This window comes from Micromonospora sp. RV43, from assembly GCF_001029515.1.
Taxonomy (GTDB): Bacteria; Actinomycetota; Actinomycetes; order Mycobacteriales; family Micromonosporaceae; genus Micromonospora; species Micromonospora aurantiaca.
This window is the reverse complement of the sequence record NZ_LEKG01000040.1, coordinates 29,608-43,687: the sequence shown is the minus strand read 5'-3', so window position 1 is coordinate 43,687 and position 14,080 is coordinate 29,608. Positions and strand designations below refer to the sequence as shown.

The window sequence follows — 14,080 nt, the reverse complement described above, 5'->3', positions numbered from 1 at the left end:
GGGGTGGTGTCCGGGCGTTCGGCCGTGCGCGTGTCCATGGCCGGCTGGTACCCGGACGCCGCGGATCCCACGCCTGCGCCCGGCGCGACGCGCCCGACACGGATCGACGGCGTACTGTGCCCGGGCCGCCACGTTGGGTACAGTGCGGGGCGTCGATCGGTGCCGCCGGGCGTGGATCCGAAGGGTGCGGGATGTCGGAACGGACCGGGTGGATGGCGCGCTGCACGCTGCGCCTCGGCCTGCTGCTCGGTGCCGTGGCGGTCGTCTGGGGCGTCCACGAGGTCGCATCCGGCTCGGCCGCCCACGCCGCCGACCGCGAGCCGTCCGGCCCGCTCACCGCCACCGTCGGGGTGCTCACCCACACGCTCGGAACGGTGCTCGGCCTGCCCACGTCCGGAACGGGCGCCGCGCCCTCCACCGGATCCGGTGACGCCGCGGCGCAGCCGGCGACGCCTGCCGCGCCCGCGCCTGCGTCCGACTCCGCCGCGCCGGTGCCCGCACCTGACGCGACCGCGCCGAAGCCCGGCACGCCCGCATCCGGAACGCCGTTGCCCGGCACGGGCCGGCCGAAGGCCCAGCCGGCCCCCACGGCGCCGGCCACCGGCCGGGTGGTCGAGGCGGTGGTGACGCCGGTACGCGACCACGTGCTCGCGCCCGTCACCGACGGCCTGCGCCCCGTCACCGATCCGGTACGCGACCACGTGCTCGCGCCGGTCGCGGAGGGTCTGCGCCCGGTCACCGACCCGCTGAGGGCAGGCGTGCTCGACCCGGTGGCGGACGTGCTGGCCCCGGTCGTGGAGCCGTTGCGCCCGATCCTCGGCCCGGTCTGGCGGGGCCTGGAACCGGTACTCGACCCGCTGGATCCGGTGCTCGATCCGCTCAGCCCGGTGACCGATCTGATCGACCCGCCGGCCGCGCCGGAACCCGGCTCGCCCCCGGCGCCCGGCGAGCCCGTGCCCGGCCCGGCCGCTCCCGGCGCCCCGATCGTCCCGGCCGACCCGGCCGCGACGCCGGCACCGGCTCCCGAGCGTGCGCACGACACGCCGCCCCGCCTCGGCGGGCCGGTCCTCGCCGCCCCGGCGGCGCGCAGCCTCACCGTCGTCGGCACACGGTGGGTCGAGCCCGTACGCAGCCGGGCACCGGCGACCGTCGGTCCGGCCGCGCACGTCACGACCACACCCGCCCTGCCGCTGCCGCTCGACGGCGTCACCCACGGCGGCGGCGCGGTGCACAGCGAGGCCACCGACGCGGACGCGAACCGCTGGCGACTGCCGACGCTGACCCACGGGTACGCGCGACCGTCGGCCGACCCGCTGCCGCCGTCGCGCACGTCGCGCCCCGGCACCAGACCTGCCTGAGCGGACTCCACAGGCACCACCTCCGATCCGGAGCGGGCGTGTCCCGCCCGACTGCCGCATGCCGCGGCGGCGCCGTCGACAGTCGTCCGGCGCCCGTAACCGACCCGACCACGCCTGGAAAACAGGAGTTCGTTCATGAGCACAGCCCTGCCCGTCGTCCGCGCCCGATGGTGCGACATCGGCCGGATCGCCGATCTCGTCGCCGAGGCCCTCGCGCCCACCGCGCTGGCCGCCTGGCTCGTCCCCGACAAGTCCCGCCGCCTGCCGGTCCTCGCCGCCGTGGCGCGGATCTGGACCGAACACGCGTTGCTGTTCGGCGACGCGTTCCTGCTGCCCGACGGCAGCGCCGCCACCGTGTGGTTCCACCGCTACCGCCCGATCCCCGCCCCCCACCGGTACGCCGACCGGCTCGCCGGCGCCGCCGGGACGGACGAGGACCGGTTCCGCCGCCTCGGTGAGGAACTGGCGGCACGCCGTCCTGCCGAGCCGCACAACCATCTGGCGCTGCTGGCCGCGCCCCGGGGCGGCGCGACGCAGGCGCTGTCCGCGGCGCAGCGCCGGATGGACACGTTGAGCCTGCCCACGTACGCGCACCCGTGCGCCGGTGAGCAGGAGGAGGAGCTGCTGCGGCGGCTCGGCTACGCCGAACGGGAGACGTTCGCCGCCCCGGACGGCACGCCGGTGCGGTCGTTGTGGCGGTCGGCGCCGTTCCACGCGGGCGGCAACGACAGGTGGCGGACCCGCCGGGCCGCCCGCCGGGAACGCGACGACCGGGCCGTCGGCTGGGCGGCACGCTGACCGGCTGAGCCCCGGGCCGGGGTGGACGACCGCCGCCCCGGCCCGGACCGGCGCCACACCGTCCGGGTTCTTCGGCCGGTGCCGTCGGCGCAGCTCGGTTAGCCTGCGAGCCGGGCACGACTCAGCCGAGCAGTCGGAGGTAACGCGTGCGGAACAGCGGATCCACCCCGGAACCGGGCGGCGCGACCCAGGTGCGCCCCAGGCGCAAGCGGCGGCGTCTGCTGGTCGTCCTCGCGGTCTGCACGCTGCTGGCCGGCTGCGGGCTGGTCGCCGGCGGCTACTACTTCGACAGCGTGCCGACGCCCAGCGACCTGAAGCTGCCCGAGTCCACCACCGTCTACTACGCAGACGGGCGCACGCCGATGGCGAAGCTGGGCGCGCAGAACCGCACCATCGTGCCGTACGACCAGATGAACGACTCGGCGAAGCAGGCGATCGTGGCGGCCGAGGACCGTACGTTCTGGACGAACCAGGGCATCGACTTCAAGGGTGTGCTGCGGGCGGCCTGGGCCAACGTGAGCGGCGGGCAGCGGCAGGGCGCGTCCACCCTCACCCAGCAGTACGCGCGCATCGCCGCCGACCTGCGCGGGGTCACCTACTCCCGCAAGCTGCGCGAGGCGGTGATCGCGTGGAAGCTCGACGACGCGTACTCCAAGGAGGAGATCCTCGGTTTCTACCTGAACACCGTGCCGTTCGGCCGGGGCGCGTACGGCATCGAGGCGGCCGCGCAGACGTACTTCGGCAAGACGGTGCGCCGGGACGCGCCCGCCGCGCGGCAGCTCACGCCGGCCGAGGCGATGGTGCTCTGCGCGATGGTGAAGCAGCCGGAGGCGGACCCGGCCGACCCGGAGGGCTCGCCCGGCTACGATCCGCGCCGCAACGCGCTGGCCCGGCAGAACTCGATCGACAGGTGGAACTACATCCGCGACGGCATGGTCAAGCTCGGCTACCTGACGCCGCAGCAGGCGGCGGATCTCGCGTACCCGGACACGGTCCGGCCGATCGACAAGGACGCGGGCCGCTCCGACCTGGACCGGCCGACCGGCCTGGTGGTCAACCATGTGCTCGCCGAGCTGCGCGAGACCGAGCCGTTCCGCGGCAAGCCGGACGAGGTGATCCGCGACGGCGGCTACCGGATCGTCACCACGATCGACAAGCGCGTGCAGGACGCGGCCGAGGCGGCGGCGGACATCCGCCGCGACACCGCGCCGCAGGCGGTACGCGGCCAGCCGCGCAACTGGCAGGCCGCGCTGGTGGCGGTGGAGCCGGGCACCGGCCGGGTGCTCGGCTACTACGGCGGCGACAAGGGCTCGGGCGCGGACTACGCCGGCTGGTACCACGACGAGAACGGCGAGACCCGCGGCTTCGGCCAGCATCCGCCGGGGTCGTCGTTCAAGGTGTACGACCTGGCCGCCGCCGTACGCGACGGGATCTCGGTGAAGCAGCGGTTCGACTCGCCGGACACCAAGGAGTTCCCCGCCTCGGGGCGGACGAAGGGCAGCGCGGCCGGGCCGATCCGCAACGCGGAGCGCGCGCCCTGCCAGCCGGACTGCGCGCTCTGGGAGGCCACTGTCGCGTCGCTGAACGTGACCTACTTCGAGCTGACCGAGAAGCTGGGTACCGCCAAGGTGATCGAGACCGCGCGGCAGGCCGGCGTGGAGTCGATGTGGGAGACGGTGCGGGGCAATCCCCGGCCGCAGCGCGTCGACCTGCGCAGCGACCCGGCCGACGAGGTGGCGAAGCGGTTCTCCACCGAGGTCGGGATCGGGCAGTACGGCATCACCGTGCAGGACCACGCGAACGGGATGGCGACGTTCGCGGCCGGCGGCAAGCGTGCCGACGCGCACTTCGTCCGGTCGGTGACCAAGGACGACGAGGAGGTGTGGACCGAGCAGCTCCGTACGACGGACCTGGGCCTGGACCGGGAGGCGATCGACCAGCTCGACTGGACGCTGCGCCGCGTGCGGGCCGCCGAGCTGGGCAACGGCTGGGACTCCGCCGGGAAGACCGGCACCTGGCAGGCCGGGCAGAGCACCACGCAGAACGTGCACACCTGGATGGTCGGCTGGACCGGCGCGCTCGCCTCGGCCGTCTGGCTGGGCACCACCGACGGCAAGCCGCTGCGGACCAGGGGCGGCAGCTACGAGGTGTACGGCTCGACCGGCGCCGCGCCGATCTGGCGGCAGTTCATGACCCGGGCCACCGCGGCCATGAAGCTCGACCCGGACAAGTACCGCTTCGGTCAGCCGAAGTTCCCCGGCGAGACCCCGGAGCCGACCCGGTCGGCGCCTCCGCCGGCGACCACCGCCGCGCCGACGCCGTCGGAGTCGCCGAGCCCGAGCCCGTCCTCGTCGAGCCCGAGCCCGGACCCGACCGGGCGGCCGACCTCGCGGCCGACGCTGACGCCGTCGCTGCCGCCGCTGCCCACCGTGTCGCCGACGCGGACCCGCGGCCCACGCTGACCCGGCCGGGCGGCGGTCCGGCCGCCGCCCGGCCGCGCTGACGGCGGCCTCGCGTCTATGCGCGCCATTCGCACACAGCGGCAACGTCCGCAATTTGCACCGGCGTCCATCCACCGTCGGCGATGTTCGCCCTGATCAGGGCCTATTGAAGATCATGGTTGCCTAAATCGGCGCGCGCGGCGGCGCGCCCGACTGTCAGCCGTTGCCCAGGTCACCCATTGCTCCGGGCTCGGGCGACGTGTGATTGTGCACCAGCGAGCCGCCGACCCCCGGCGAATCGCGACGGTCGATCTGTCGACCCGGAGCCACGCCGGCAGCTCCGGTGACCGGCCGTCACCCTGCCTCGCACCACCGCGCCGCCCGTCCCCACCGGGCTCCGTGCGGCGCGCCTGTAGAACAGGAGCAAACCCCCGTGAAACTCTCACCTCGCCTCGCCGCGCTCACCGGCGCGGCCGCGGCCGGCCTGCTCGCCGCAGGCACCGCCGCCGCCGTGCAGGCCGCGCCACCCGGACCCGCCGCCCCCGACCCGGCGCAGGCCCGCGCGACCGCCGCCGACTCGGCCCGCGCCCTGGTCGCGAACCGCCCCGCCTACCTGCAGGCCGGCTCCGACGACGCGTTCGTCCAGAAGCCGGTCATCTCCTCCGAGGGCACCCAGTACGTGCCCTACGAGCGCACCTACAAGGGCCTCCCGGTGGTCGGCGGCGACTTCGTGCTCGCCACGGACTCGGCCGGCAACCTGAAGTACGCCTCGGTCGCCCAGCAGCGGCCCATCGGCGCCCTCGCCATCACGCCCGCGCTGACTCCGGCCGCCGCCGCGAAGACGGCGCGCGCCCAGCTCAAGACCGTGAACGCGGTCGAGGGCACCACGCTCGTGGTCTACACGCTCGGCGCCGCACCGGCGCTGGCCTGGGAGACCACTGTTCGCGGCACCGGCGCGGACGGGCCGAGCCGGCTCACCGTCGACGTCGACGCCCGCACCGGCGCGGTCCTGCGCAAGCAGGAGCACGTCGTCCGCGGCACCGGCACCGGCGCCTGGAACGGGCCCAGCCCGCTCACGCTCAACACCACCCAGTCGGGCTCCACGTACACCATGAAGGACCCGACCGTCACCAACCTGAGCTGCCAGGACGCGGCCAACAACACCACGTTCAGCGGCTCCGACGACGTGTGGGGCAACGGCACCGCCACCAACAAGGAGACCGGCTGCGTGGACGCGTTGTTCTCCGCGCAGACCGAGCACAAGATGCTCGCCCAGTGGCTGGGCCGCAACGGCGCCAACGGCAACGGCGGCTACTGGCCGATCCGGGTGGGCCTCAACGACCAGAACGCCTACTACGACGGCAGCCAGGTGCAGATCGGCAAGAACACCGCTGGCCAGTGGATCGGCTCGCTGGACGTGGTGGCGCACGAGATCGGCCACGGCATCGACGACAACACCCCGGGCGGCATCTCCGGCGGCGGCACCCAGGAGTTCGTGGCCGATACGTTCGGCGCGGCCACCGAGTGGTTCGCCAACGAGCCGTCCAGCTACGACGCGCCGGACTTCCTGGTCGGCGAGAAGATCAACCTGGTCGGCTCCGGCCCGATCCGCAACATGTACAACCCGTCGGCGCTCGGCGACCCGAACTGCTACTCCAGCAGCATCCCGTCGACCGAGGTGCACGCCGCGGCCGGCCCGGGCAACCACTGGTTCTACCTGCTCGCCAACGGCAGCAGCCCGACCAACGGGCAGCCGTCCAGCTCGACCTGCAACGGCAGCAGCGTGACCGGCCTGGGCATCCAGAAGGCCATGAAGATCATGTACAACGGCATGCTGCTGAAGACCTCGTCCTCGTCGTACCTGAAGTACCGCACCTGGACGCTCCAGGCGGCGAAGAACCTCTACCCGGGCAGCTGCGCGGAGTTCAACACGGTCAAGGCGGCCTGGGACGCGGTGAGCGTGCCGGCCCAGTCCGGTGACCCGACCTGCGCCGGCGGCACCCCGACGCCCACCCCGAGCACCACGACCACCCCGCCGTCGGGCGGCTGCTCCGGCAACAAGCTCGCCAACCCGGGCTTCGAGTCCGGCAACGTGAGCTGGAGCGCCTCGTCCGGCGTCATCACCACCGACAGCGGCCAGGCCGCGCACGGCGGCTCGTACAAGGCGTGGCTGGACGGGTACGGCTCGTCGCACACCGACACGCTCAGCCAGTCGGTGACGATCCCGGCCGGCTGCCGGGCGACGTTGAGCTTCTGGCTGCACATCGACAGCGCGGAGTCGACCACCAGCACTGCGTACGACAAGCTCACCGTCAAGGCGGGCAGCACCACGCTGGCCACGTACTCCAACCTGAACAAGGCCACCGGCTACGTGCAGCGGTCCTTCGACATCTCGTCGCTCGCAGGCACCACGGCGACCATCTCGTTCAGCGGCGTGGAGGACAGCTCGTTGCAGACGTCCTTCGTCGTCGACGACACCGCGGTCACCCTGAGCTGACCGTGGCGTGCGCGGCCGGTCGTCGTCCTCCCGGCGGCCGGCCGCCTCGCCGTGTCAGGCCCGGCGTCCCGCCGTGTCAGGCCCGGCGTCCCGCCGTGTCAGGCCCGGCGTCCCGCCGTGTCGGGCCGGCCGTTTCGCCGTGTCAGGCCCGGCGCGCGCCCTGGGACGCGGTGCCGCGGTCGCGGTGGATCCGCGCGGCCGCCTCGTGCATCGCGCGGCCGAACAGCTCGGCCTGGTCGCCCATGCTGCCGAGCCGGGCGGCGAGCGCGTCGGCGTCGGCCCGCGCCGACGCGCTGACCCGGGCGTCCAGCTCGGACAGCGCGGCGTTGGCGGCGGTGACGAAGTGTCCGCAGAGGACGTCGAGGGGCTCGCCGGCCAGCTCCGGGTCGATCGTCACGGAATCCAGCCGGCCACCCTGGACGGCGACCGCGCGGACCCGGCCGCCGGCGGCCGTGCCCTCGGCGCGCAGCAGGTCGCCGGGCTCGCCGTCGGCGTGCGCCGAGGCCCGGGAGCGCATCGCGGTGAGCGCCTGCTGCGTGCGGGTCAGCAGCTCGTCGATGCTCGCGGCCGCCGAGAACGGGTCGTTGGTCATATCCGCGCTTTCTTCACGTCTTAGCCGAGCATCGTGACACTAGCAACCGGCTCCGACGAATCGCGGTCACCGCCGTCGCGGACCGTCTCCCGGACGCCGGGAGCAGGCCGGACACCGTCGACGCGGCGTGTCGCGGACGGGGCGAACGCCCGGCCGGGGCGACCCGGCCGGGCGTTCTCGGACCGCTGTCAGCGCAGCCGCAGCCGCTGACCGGGGAAGATCAGGCCGGGGTCGTCGCCGACCACTGCGCGGTTGCGCTCGTGCAGGGCGCGCCAGCCGCCGTCGACGCGCTGCGTCACGGCGATCTCCGACAGCGTGTCCCCACGCCGGACCAGGTACGTCCCGGCGCCGGACGACGGCTGCGGCGCCACCGTCGTCGTGGCGCGCTCCGGCGCGGCCCTGCGGGTGGCCGCGCGCTCCGGCGCGGCCTTGCGCGTGGCGGCCCGCTTCGGGGCCGCCTTTGTGGTGGCCCGCTCGGACCGGGTCGCCGCGCTCGCCGAGCCGCCCTTCTTGCCGCAGACCGGCCACGCGCCGATGCCCTGGCCGCGCCGCACCTTCTCCGCGACGGCGATCTGCTCGGACCGGCTGGCCAGGTCGGCGCGGGCGGCGTACTTCTTGCCGCCGTAGCCGTTCCAGGTGGCGCGGGAGAACTGGAGCCCGCCGTAGTAGCCGTTACCGGTGTTGATCTTCCAGTTGCCGCCCGACTCGCAGCGCGCGACCGCGTCCCAGTTGACGCCCGCGCTGGCCGGAACGGCCGGGCCGAACAGGCTCGCGGCGCCGACGGCGGCGCCGGCCAGGACCGCTCCGAGGGCGGTACGGCGGCTTCGGGCTGAGTATTCAGTTGCCATGTGGATTCCTCCACGCCGACGAGGTGAGCTGTCGGGTTCGGGCCGAGGAGCCCGGCCGCCGGCGGCGGCTTCACCCCGAGGTGACGATGCACCGTGGAACGTGTGGTTCCCCCGCTCCCGCGCGAGGTCCGGTTACCGGGGACGGCGGCGGGATTTGGCGTTTCCGGCCCGCGGTGTCCGCGTCTGCGAACGAAACCGACGCTAGGAGCGATTTGCGACGATCGTCCACTTCTTGTGACGCTCTTCACCCGGCCGGGCTACCGGCGGCGGCGCTACGGTGGCAGGGCCAGGCAAGATCACGGGAGGGCTTGACGGATGACCGATCACGGACACGAGCTGACCTTCGGCGGCTTCATCACCCCCGCCGCCGGGCAGCCCGACCAGGTCGTGGCGCTGGCCCGGCTGTGCGAGCAGGTCGGACTGGACCTGGTCACGTTCCAGGACCATCCCTACCAGCCGGGCTTCCTGGACACCTGGACGCTGATGTCCTACGTGGCCGCGGCGACCGAACGCATCCGCCTGGCCGGAAACGTCCTCAACCTGCCGTTGCGCCAGCCGGTGGTGCTGGCCCGCAGCGTCGCCAGCCTGGACCTGCTCACCGGCGGCCGGGTCGAGCTGGGACTCGGCGCGGGCGCGTTCTGGGACGCGATCGAGGCGGCGGGCGGGCGGCGCCTGTCCCCCGGCGCCGCCGTCGACGCCCTCGACGAGGCGATCCGGGTGATCCGCGAGGTCTGGGACACCGGCAGCCGCGGCATGATCCGTGTCGACGGCGAGCACTACCGGGTGGTCGGCGCCAAGCGCGGCCCGGCGCCCGCGCATCCGGTCGGCATCTGGGTCGGCGCGTACAAGCCGCGCATGCTGCGCCTGGTCGGCCGCGCCGCGGACGGCTGGCTGCCGTCCCTGTCGTACCTGCCCAAGGGCCCCGACGAGCTGCCCGCCCTGAACGCGCTCGTGGACGAGGGCGCCCAGGCCGCCGGGCGCGACCCGGCCGCGATCCGCCGCATGCTCAACGTGACCGGCGCGTTCGCCCGCTCGTCGGCCGGTTTCCTGGCCGGGCCGCCGGAGCAGTGGGTGGAGGAACTGGCCGGGCTCACTTTGGAGCACGGCATCACCACGTTCATCCTCGGCAGCGACGAGCCGCGCGCGATCCAGATCTTCGGCCAGGAGGTGGCGCCCGCGGTCCGGGAACTGGTCGCCGCCGAGCGCGCCACGCCCGCCGGCGGCGCCCGGGAGGCCGCCGACGAGCCGACCAACGCCGGCGGCCCGAGCACGCTCGGCGTCACCCCCACCCCCGACCCGGGGGTACGCCTGAGCGCGCGCCGCCCGTGGGACGAGTCCACCCGCCCGAGCGCTCCGCCGCCGCCGGCCGGACACGTCTACCCGGCCCGGGGACAGGCCGCCGGGCAGCACCTGGTGGACGTGCACGACCATCTGCGCCAGGAGCTGGCCCAGGTGCGCGACCTGCTGGAACAGGTCAAGCAGGGCTCGGTCTCGCCGGGCCGGGCGCGGGCCGCGCTCAACGAGATGACCATGCGGCAGAACAACTGGACGCTCGGGGCGTACTGCGCGGCCTACTGCACGATGGTCACCCAGCACCACGGGCTGGAGGACGCCTCGGTCTTCCCGCACCTGCGCCGCTCAGAGGCCGGGCTGGCCGCGGTGCTGGACCGCCTCGAGGAGGAGCACGTGGTGATCCACGGGGTGGTGGAGAGCGTCGACCGGGCGCTCGTGGAGCTGGTCCGGCGGCCCGGCGACTTCACGCAGCTCCAGGAGGCGGTGGACCTGCTCACCGACACGCTGCTGTCGCACCTGTCGTACGAGGAGCACCAGATCGTCGAGCCGCTGGCCCGGCACGGGTTCTTCCCCGGCCAGCTGTGAGGTAGCTGACTTCTGCTTTCTTAAGTCAGGGGGTACCGTCGACGCCATGACGGACCTCCTTGCGCAGCGTGACTCCTGGTCCACCGCCAACTGCTCGATCGCCCGGGCGCTGGAGGTGGTCGGCAACCGCACCACGCTGCTCCTGCTGCGGGAGGCGTCGTTCGGCACCCGCCGCTTCGACGACTTCGCCCGGCGGGTCGGCGTCAGCGAGCCGGTGGCCGCCGCACGCCTCAAGCAGCTCGTCGCCGACGGGCTGCTCGACCGGCGTCCCTACCGGGAGCCCGGGCAGCGCACCCGCGACGAGTACGTGCTCACTGCGAAGGGAAGCGACCTGATCCCGGTGCTCGTCGCGCTGCGGCAGTGGGGCGACACGTACGCCGCCGACGAGGCGGGCCCGGCGGTGCGGGTGGCCCACGAGGAGTGCGGCGCCGCGGTGCACGCCCGGCTGCGCTGCGGCGCGGGGCACGACGTACCCCCCGGCGAGCTGGCCGTCCTGCCCGGTCCGGGCCTGCTGTCCGCCTGACCCCTCCCTTCCCCACACCTCGGAGCGAGACATGAAGATCGCTGGAAGCACCGCCCTGGTCACCGGCGCCAACCGCGGCTTCGGCTGGCACCTGGCCGCCGAACTCGTCGCACGCGGCGCCACCGTCTGGGCCGGCGCCCGCAACCCGGACACCGTGGACCTGCCCGGAGTCACCCCGGTACGCCTCGACATCACCGACCCCGAATCGGTGGCCGCCGCCGCGCAGCGGGCCGGGGACGTGACGCTGCTGGTCAACAGCGCCGGCGTGAGCACCGGCACCGACCTGCTCGACGGCGACCTCGCGCAGATCCGGCTGGAGATGGAGACGCACTACCTCGGCACGCTGTCGGTGGTACGGGCGTTCGCGCCGCAGATCGTGGCCAACGGCGGCGGCACGATCCTGAACGTGCTGTCGGCGCTGTCCTGGTTCACGTTCCCCGGCGTCGGCGCGTACGGCGCGGCGAAGGCCGCCGAGTGGTCGATGACGAACGCCCTGCGCCAGGAGCTGGCCGGCCGGGGCGTCCGCGTCGCGGGCCTGCACGTGGGCTACATGGACACCGAGATGGCCGCCGCCGTACCCGGCCCGAAGGCCCACCCGGCCGACGTCGCCCGGCTCGCCGCCGACGGCATCGAGTCCGACAGCTACGAGATCCTCGCCGACGACGTGGCGCGCCGGGTCCAGGCCGGACTGTCCGGCGGTGTGGCCGCGCTCTACCCCGCGCTCCCCTGAGCCGACCCGCCTCCAAGGTGGCGGCGCCACCTCGGCGAGCCGGGTGTCGATCGATCGGCTGCCACGACAACCGCCTGAGGTCCCTCCATCTGGGACCAGTCTCCCCCACTCTGGGACACCCAAGCGCTCGTCCCCAGTCTGGGAGACCCACCGTGATCAACACCAGTTCGGCGAAATGGCGGGGTCAGAGCCCGTCCGATACCACCACTTCGGCGAGCTGGAGTGGATCACGCAACTGACCCGACACCCGCCCGACCATCGACTTCCGAGCGGGGTCGACACCGGCTCGGCGAGGTGGCGGTATCGGTGGCATGCCGATACCGCCACTTCGGCGGCATGGAGTCGATCACGCCAGCCCGCCGGGGCGGGTCGGGCGAGCCGGGTTTGGCTACAGGCCGCGGGCGAGACGGTCGGCGAGGATCCGGGTGAACCGGGCCGGGTCGGCCAGCTCGCCGCCCTCGGCCAGCAGCGCCATGCCGTACAGCAGCTCGGCGGTCTCGGTCAGCGCGGCCGTGTCGCCGCCCTCCCCGTGTGCCTTGCGCAGCCCGGTGACCAGCGGGTGGGCCGGGTTCAGCTCCAGGATCCGCTTGACCCGGGGCACCTCCTGGCCCATGGCCCGGTACATCTTCTCCAGCGTCGGCGTCATGTCGTGCGCGTCGCCCACCACGCAGGCCGGTGAGGTGGTCAGCCGGGTGGACAGGCGCACCTCCTTGACGCTGTCGGCGAGCGCGCCGCCGAGGAACGCGAGCAGGTCGGCGTACTCCTGGCGCTCCGCCTCGGCCTTCTCCTTCTCCTCCTCGGTCTCCAGGTCCACCTGCCCCTTGGCGACCGAGCGCAGCGTCTTCCCGTCGTACGCGCCGACGCGCTCGACCCACACCTCGTCCACCGGGTCGGTGAGGATCAGCACCTCGTAGCCCTTGGCGCGGAACGCCTCCAGGTGCGGCGAGTTCTCGATGGTGGCCCGGTTCTCGCCGGTGGCGTAGTAGATCTCGGTCTGGCCGTCCTTCATCCGCTCCACGTAGTCGCGCAGCGTGGTCGGCTCGGCCGGGTCGTGGGTGCTGGCGGTGCGAACCAGTTCCAGCAGCGTCTCGGTGTTGTCCGGGTCCTCCAGCAGACCCTCCTTGACCACCGCGCCGAACTCGGTCCAGAACGTGCGGTACGACTCGGCGGACATGTCCTTGAGCGTGGCGAGCACCTTCTTGACCAGCCGGCGGCGCACCGCGCGGATCTGCCGGTCCTGCTGGAGGATCTCCCGGGAGATGTTCAGCGACAGGTCGTGCGCGTCCACGACGCCCTTGACGAAGCGCAGGTAGTTGGGCATCAGCGCGTCGCAGTCGTCCATGATGAACACGCGCTTGACGTAGAGCTGCACACCCCGGCGGCCCTGCGGGGAGAACAGGTCGAGCGGGGCGTGCGACGGCAGGAACAGCAGCGCCTCGTACTCGAAGGTGCCCTCGCCGCGCATGTGGATCGTCTCGAGCGGGTCGGCCCAGTCGTGCGCGACGTGCCGGTAGAACTCCTTGTACTCGGCCTCGTCAACCTCGTCCCGCGAGCGCGCCCAGAGCGCCTTCATCGAGTTGAGCGTCTGCTCCTCGCGGGTGGTGGCGCCGTCCTCGCCGGGCTTGTCGACAGTCATCCGGATCGGCCACGAGATGAAGTCGGAGTAGCGCTTGACGATCTCGCGGATCGTCCACTCGGCGGTGTAGTCGTGCAGGTTGTCGTCGGTGTCGACCGGCTTGAGGTGCAGCGTGACCGAGGTGCCCTGGGGCGCGTCCTCGACCTCCTCGATCGAGTAGGTGCCCTCGCCCGCGGACTCCCAGCGGGTGCCGCCGGACTGCCCGGCACGGCGGGTCAGCAGCGTCACCCTGTCGGCGACCATGAACGTCGCGTAGAAGCCGACGCCGAACTGGCCGATCAGATCCTGGGACGCGGCGGCGTCGGCGGACTCGCGCAGCTTGCGCAGCAGCTCGGCGGTGCCGGACTTCGCGATCGTGCCGATCAGGCCGACCACCTCGTCGCGGGTCATGCCGATGCCGTTGTCCCGCACGGTGAGCGTACGGGCGTCCTTGTCGACCTCGATCTCGATGTGCAGGTCGGAGGTGTCCGCCGACAGTTCCTTGTCGACGAGCGACTCCAGCCGCAGCTTGTCCAGCGCGTCGGACGCGTTCGAGATCAGTTCGCGCAGGAAGACGTCCTTGTTCGAGTAGATCGAGTGCACCATCAGCTGCAACAGCTGGCGGGCCTCGGCCTGGAACTCCAACGTCTCGACGCGGTTGCTCACACCGACTCCCTCTCCTCTGGCGGGCCTACGGCGGAAAGGATACGAGGGGTGACGGCTGCGGCACGCACCGGCCGCCCCGGAAATCCACTGGTACAACCAGTTGACGGGTTGATGTGTTCGGGGCCACACTTCTG

General features: G+C 73.2%; 10 protein-coding genes and 1 riboswitch. Of the genes, 7 read left to right on the top strand and 3 right to left on the bottom strand.

Features of this window, described 5'->3' with window-relative positions; genetic code table 11:
* The first annotated feature begins 191 nt into the window (after positions 1-191).
* From ABD52_RS12940 to ABD52_RS12925, 4 genes are all read left to right on the top strand, one after another.
* Positions 192-1,358, top strand: a complete 1,167-nt coding sequence (locus tag ABD52_RS12940) for a hypothetical protein (RefSeq protein ID WP_235437452.1) — start codon at positions 192-194, stop codon at positions 1,356-1,358.
* A gap of 135 nt (positions 1,359-1,493) precedes the next feature.
* Positions 1,494-2,156 carry a hypothetical protein gene (locus tag ABD52_RS12935; protein ID WP_047891959.1) on the top strand — a complete coding sequence of 221 codons (663 nt, stop codon included), beginning with the start codon at positions 1,494-1,496 and terminating at the stop codon, positions 2,154-2,156.
* Between the two features lie 146 nt (positions 2,157-2,302).
* Positions 2,303-4,618 (top strand): transglycosylase domain-containing protein, encoded by a 2,316-nt coding sequence (locus tag ABD52_RS12930; RefSeq protein WP_047891958.1) that lies wholly within the window; start codon positions 2,303-2,305, stop codon positions 4,616-4,618.
* A gap of 412 nt (positions 4,619-5,030) precedes the next feature.
* Positions 5,031-7,094 carry a M4 family metallopeptidase gene (locus tag ABD52_RS12925; RefSeq protein WP_047891957.1) on the top strand — a complete coding sequence of 688 codons (2,064 nt, stop codon included), beginning with the start codon at positions 5,031-5,033 and terminating at the stop codon, positions 7,092-7,094.
* A 142-nt stretch (positions 7,095-7,236) separates the two neighbouring features.
* On the opposite strand, the gene ABD52_RS12920 is transcribed toward ABD52_RS12925, so the two are convergent.
* Together ABD52_RS12920 and ABD52_RS12915 are read right to left on the bottom strand one after the other, a co-directional pair.
* A complete protein-coding gene (locus ABD52_RS12920) occupies positions 7,237-7,686 on the bottom strand; it encodes a YbaB/EbfC family nucleoid-associated protein (RefSeq protein ID WP_030273244.1) in 450 nt (149 codons plus the stop codon).
* A 188-nt stretch (positions 7,687-7,874) separates the two neighbouring features.
* Entirely contained in the window at positions 7,875-8,534 is a 660-nt protein-coding gene (locus ABD52_RS12915) for a transglycosylase family protein (RefSeq protein WP_047891956.1), read from the bottom strand.
* Positions 8,533-8,704, bottom strand: a riboswitch (cyclic di-AMP (ydaO/yuaA leader). It overlaps the preceding gene by 2 nt.
* Before the next feature lie 145 nt (positions 8,705-8,849).
* Between ABD52_RS12915 and ABD52_RS12910 the strand changes: the two genes are divergently transcribed.
* The 3 genes from ABD52_RS12910 to ABD52_RS12900 are packed head-to-tail and all read left to right on the top strand — an operon-like array spanning position 8,850 to position 11,665.
* Entirely contained in the window at positions 8,850-10,412 is a 1,563-nt protein-coding gene (locus ABD52_RS12910) for an LLM class flavin-dependent oxidoreductase (protein WP_047891955.1), read from the top strand.
* A gap of 46 nt (positions 10,413-10,458) precedes the next feature.
* Positions 10,459-10,935 (top strand): helix-turn-helix domain-containing protein, encoded by a 477-nt coding sequence (locus tag ABD52_RS12905; RefSeq protein WP_013286507.1) that lies wholly within the window; start codon positions 10,459-10,461, stop codon positions 10,933-10,935.
* Positions 10,936-10,966: 31 nt separating this feature from the next.
* Complete coding sequence (locus ABD52_RS12900) at positions 10,967-11,665, top strand: SDR family oxidoreductase (RefSeq protein ID WP_047891954.1); 699 nt, start codon at positions 10,967-10,969, stop codon at positions 11,663-11,665.
* Positions 11,666-12,053: 388 nt separating this feature from the next.
* On the opposite strand, the gene htpG is transcribed toward ABD52_RS12900, so the two are convergent.
* Positions 12,054-13,946: a molecular chaperone HtpG gene (gene htpG / locus ABD52_RS12895; protein WP_047891953.1), complete on the bottom strand. Its 1,893-nt coding sequence runs from the start codon at positions 13,944-13,946 to the stop codon at positions 12,054-12,056.
* Positions 13,947-14,080 lie beyond the last annotated feature (134 nt).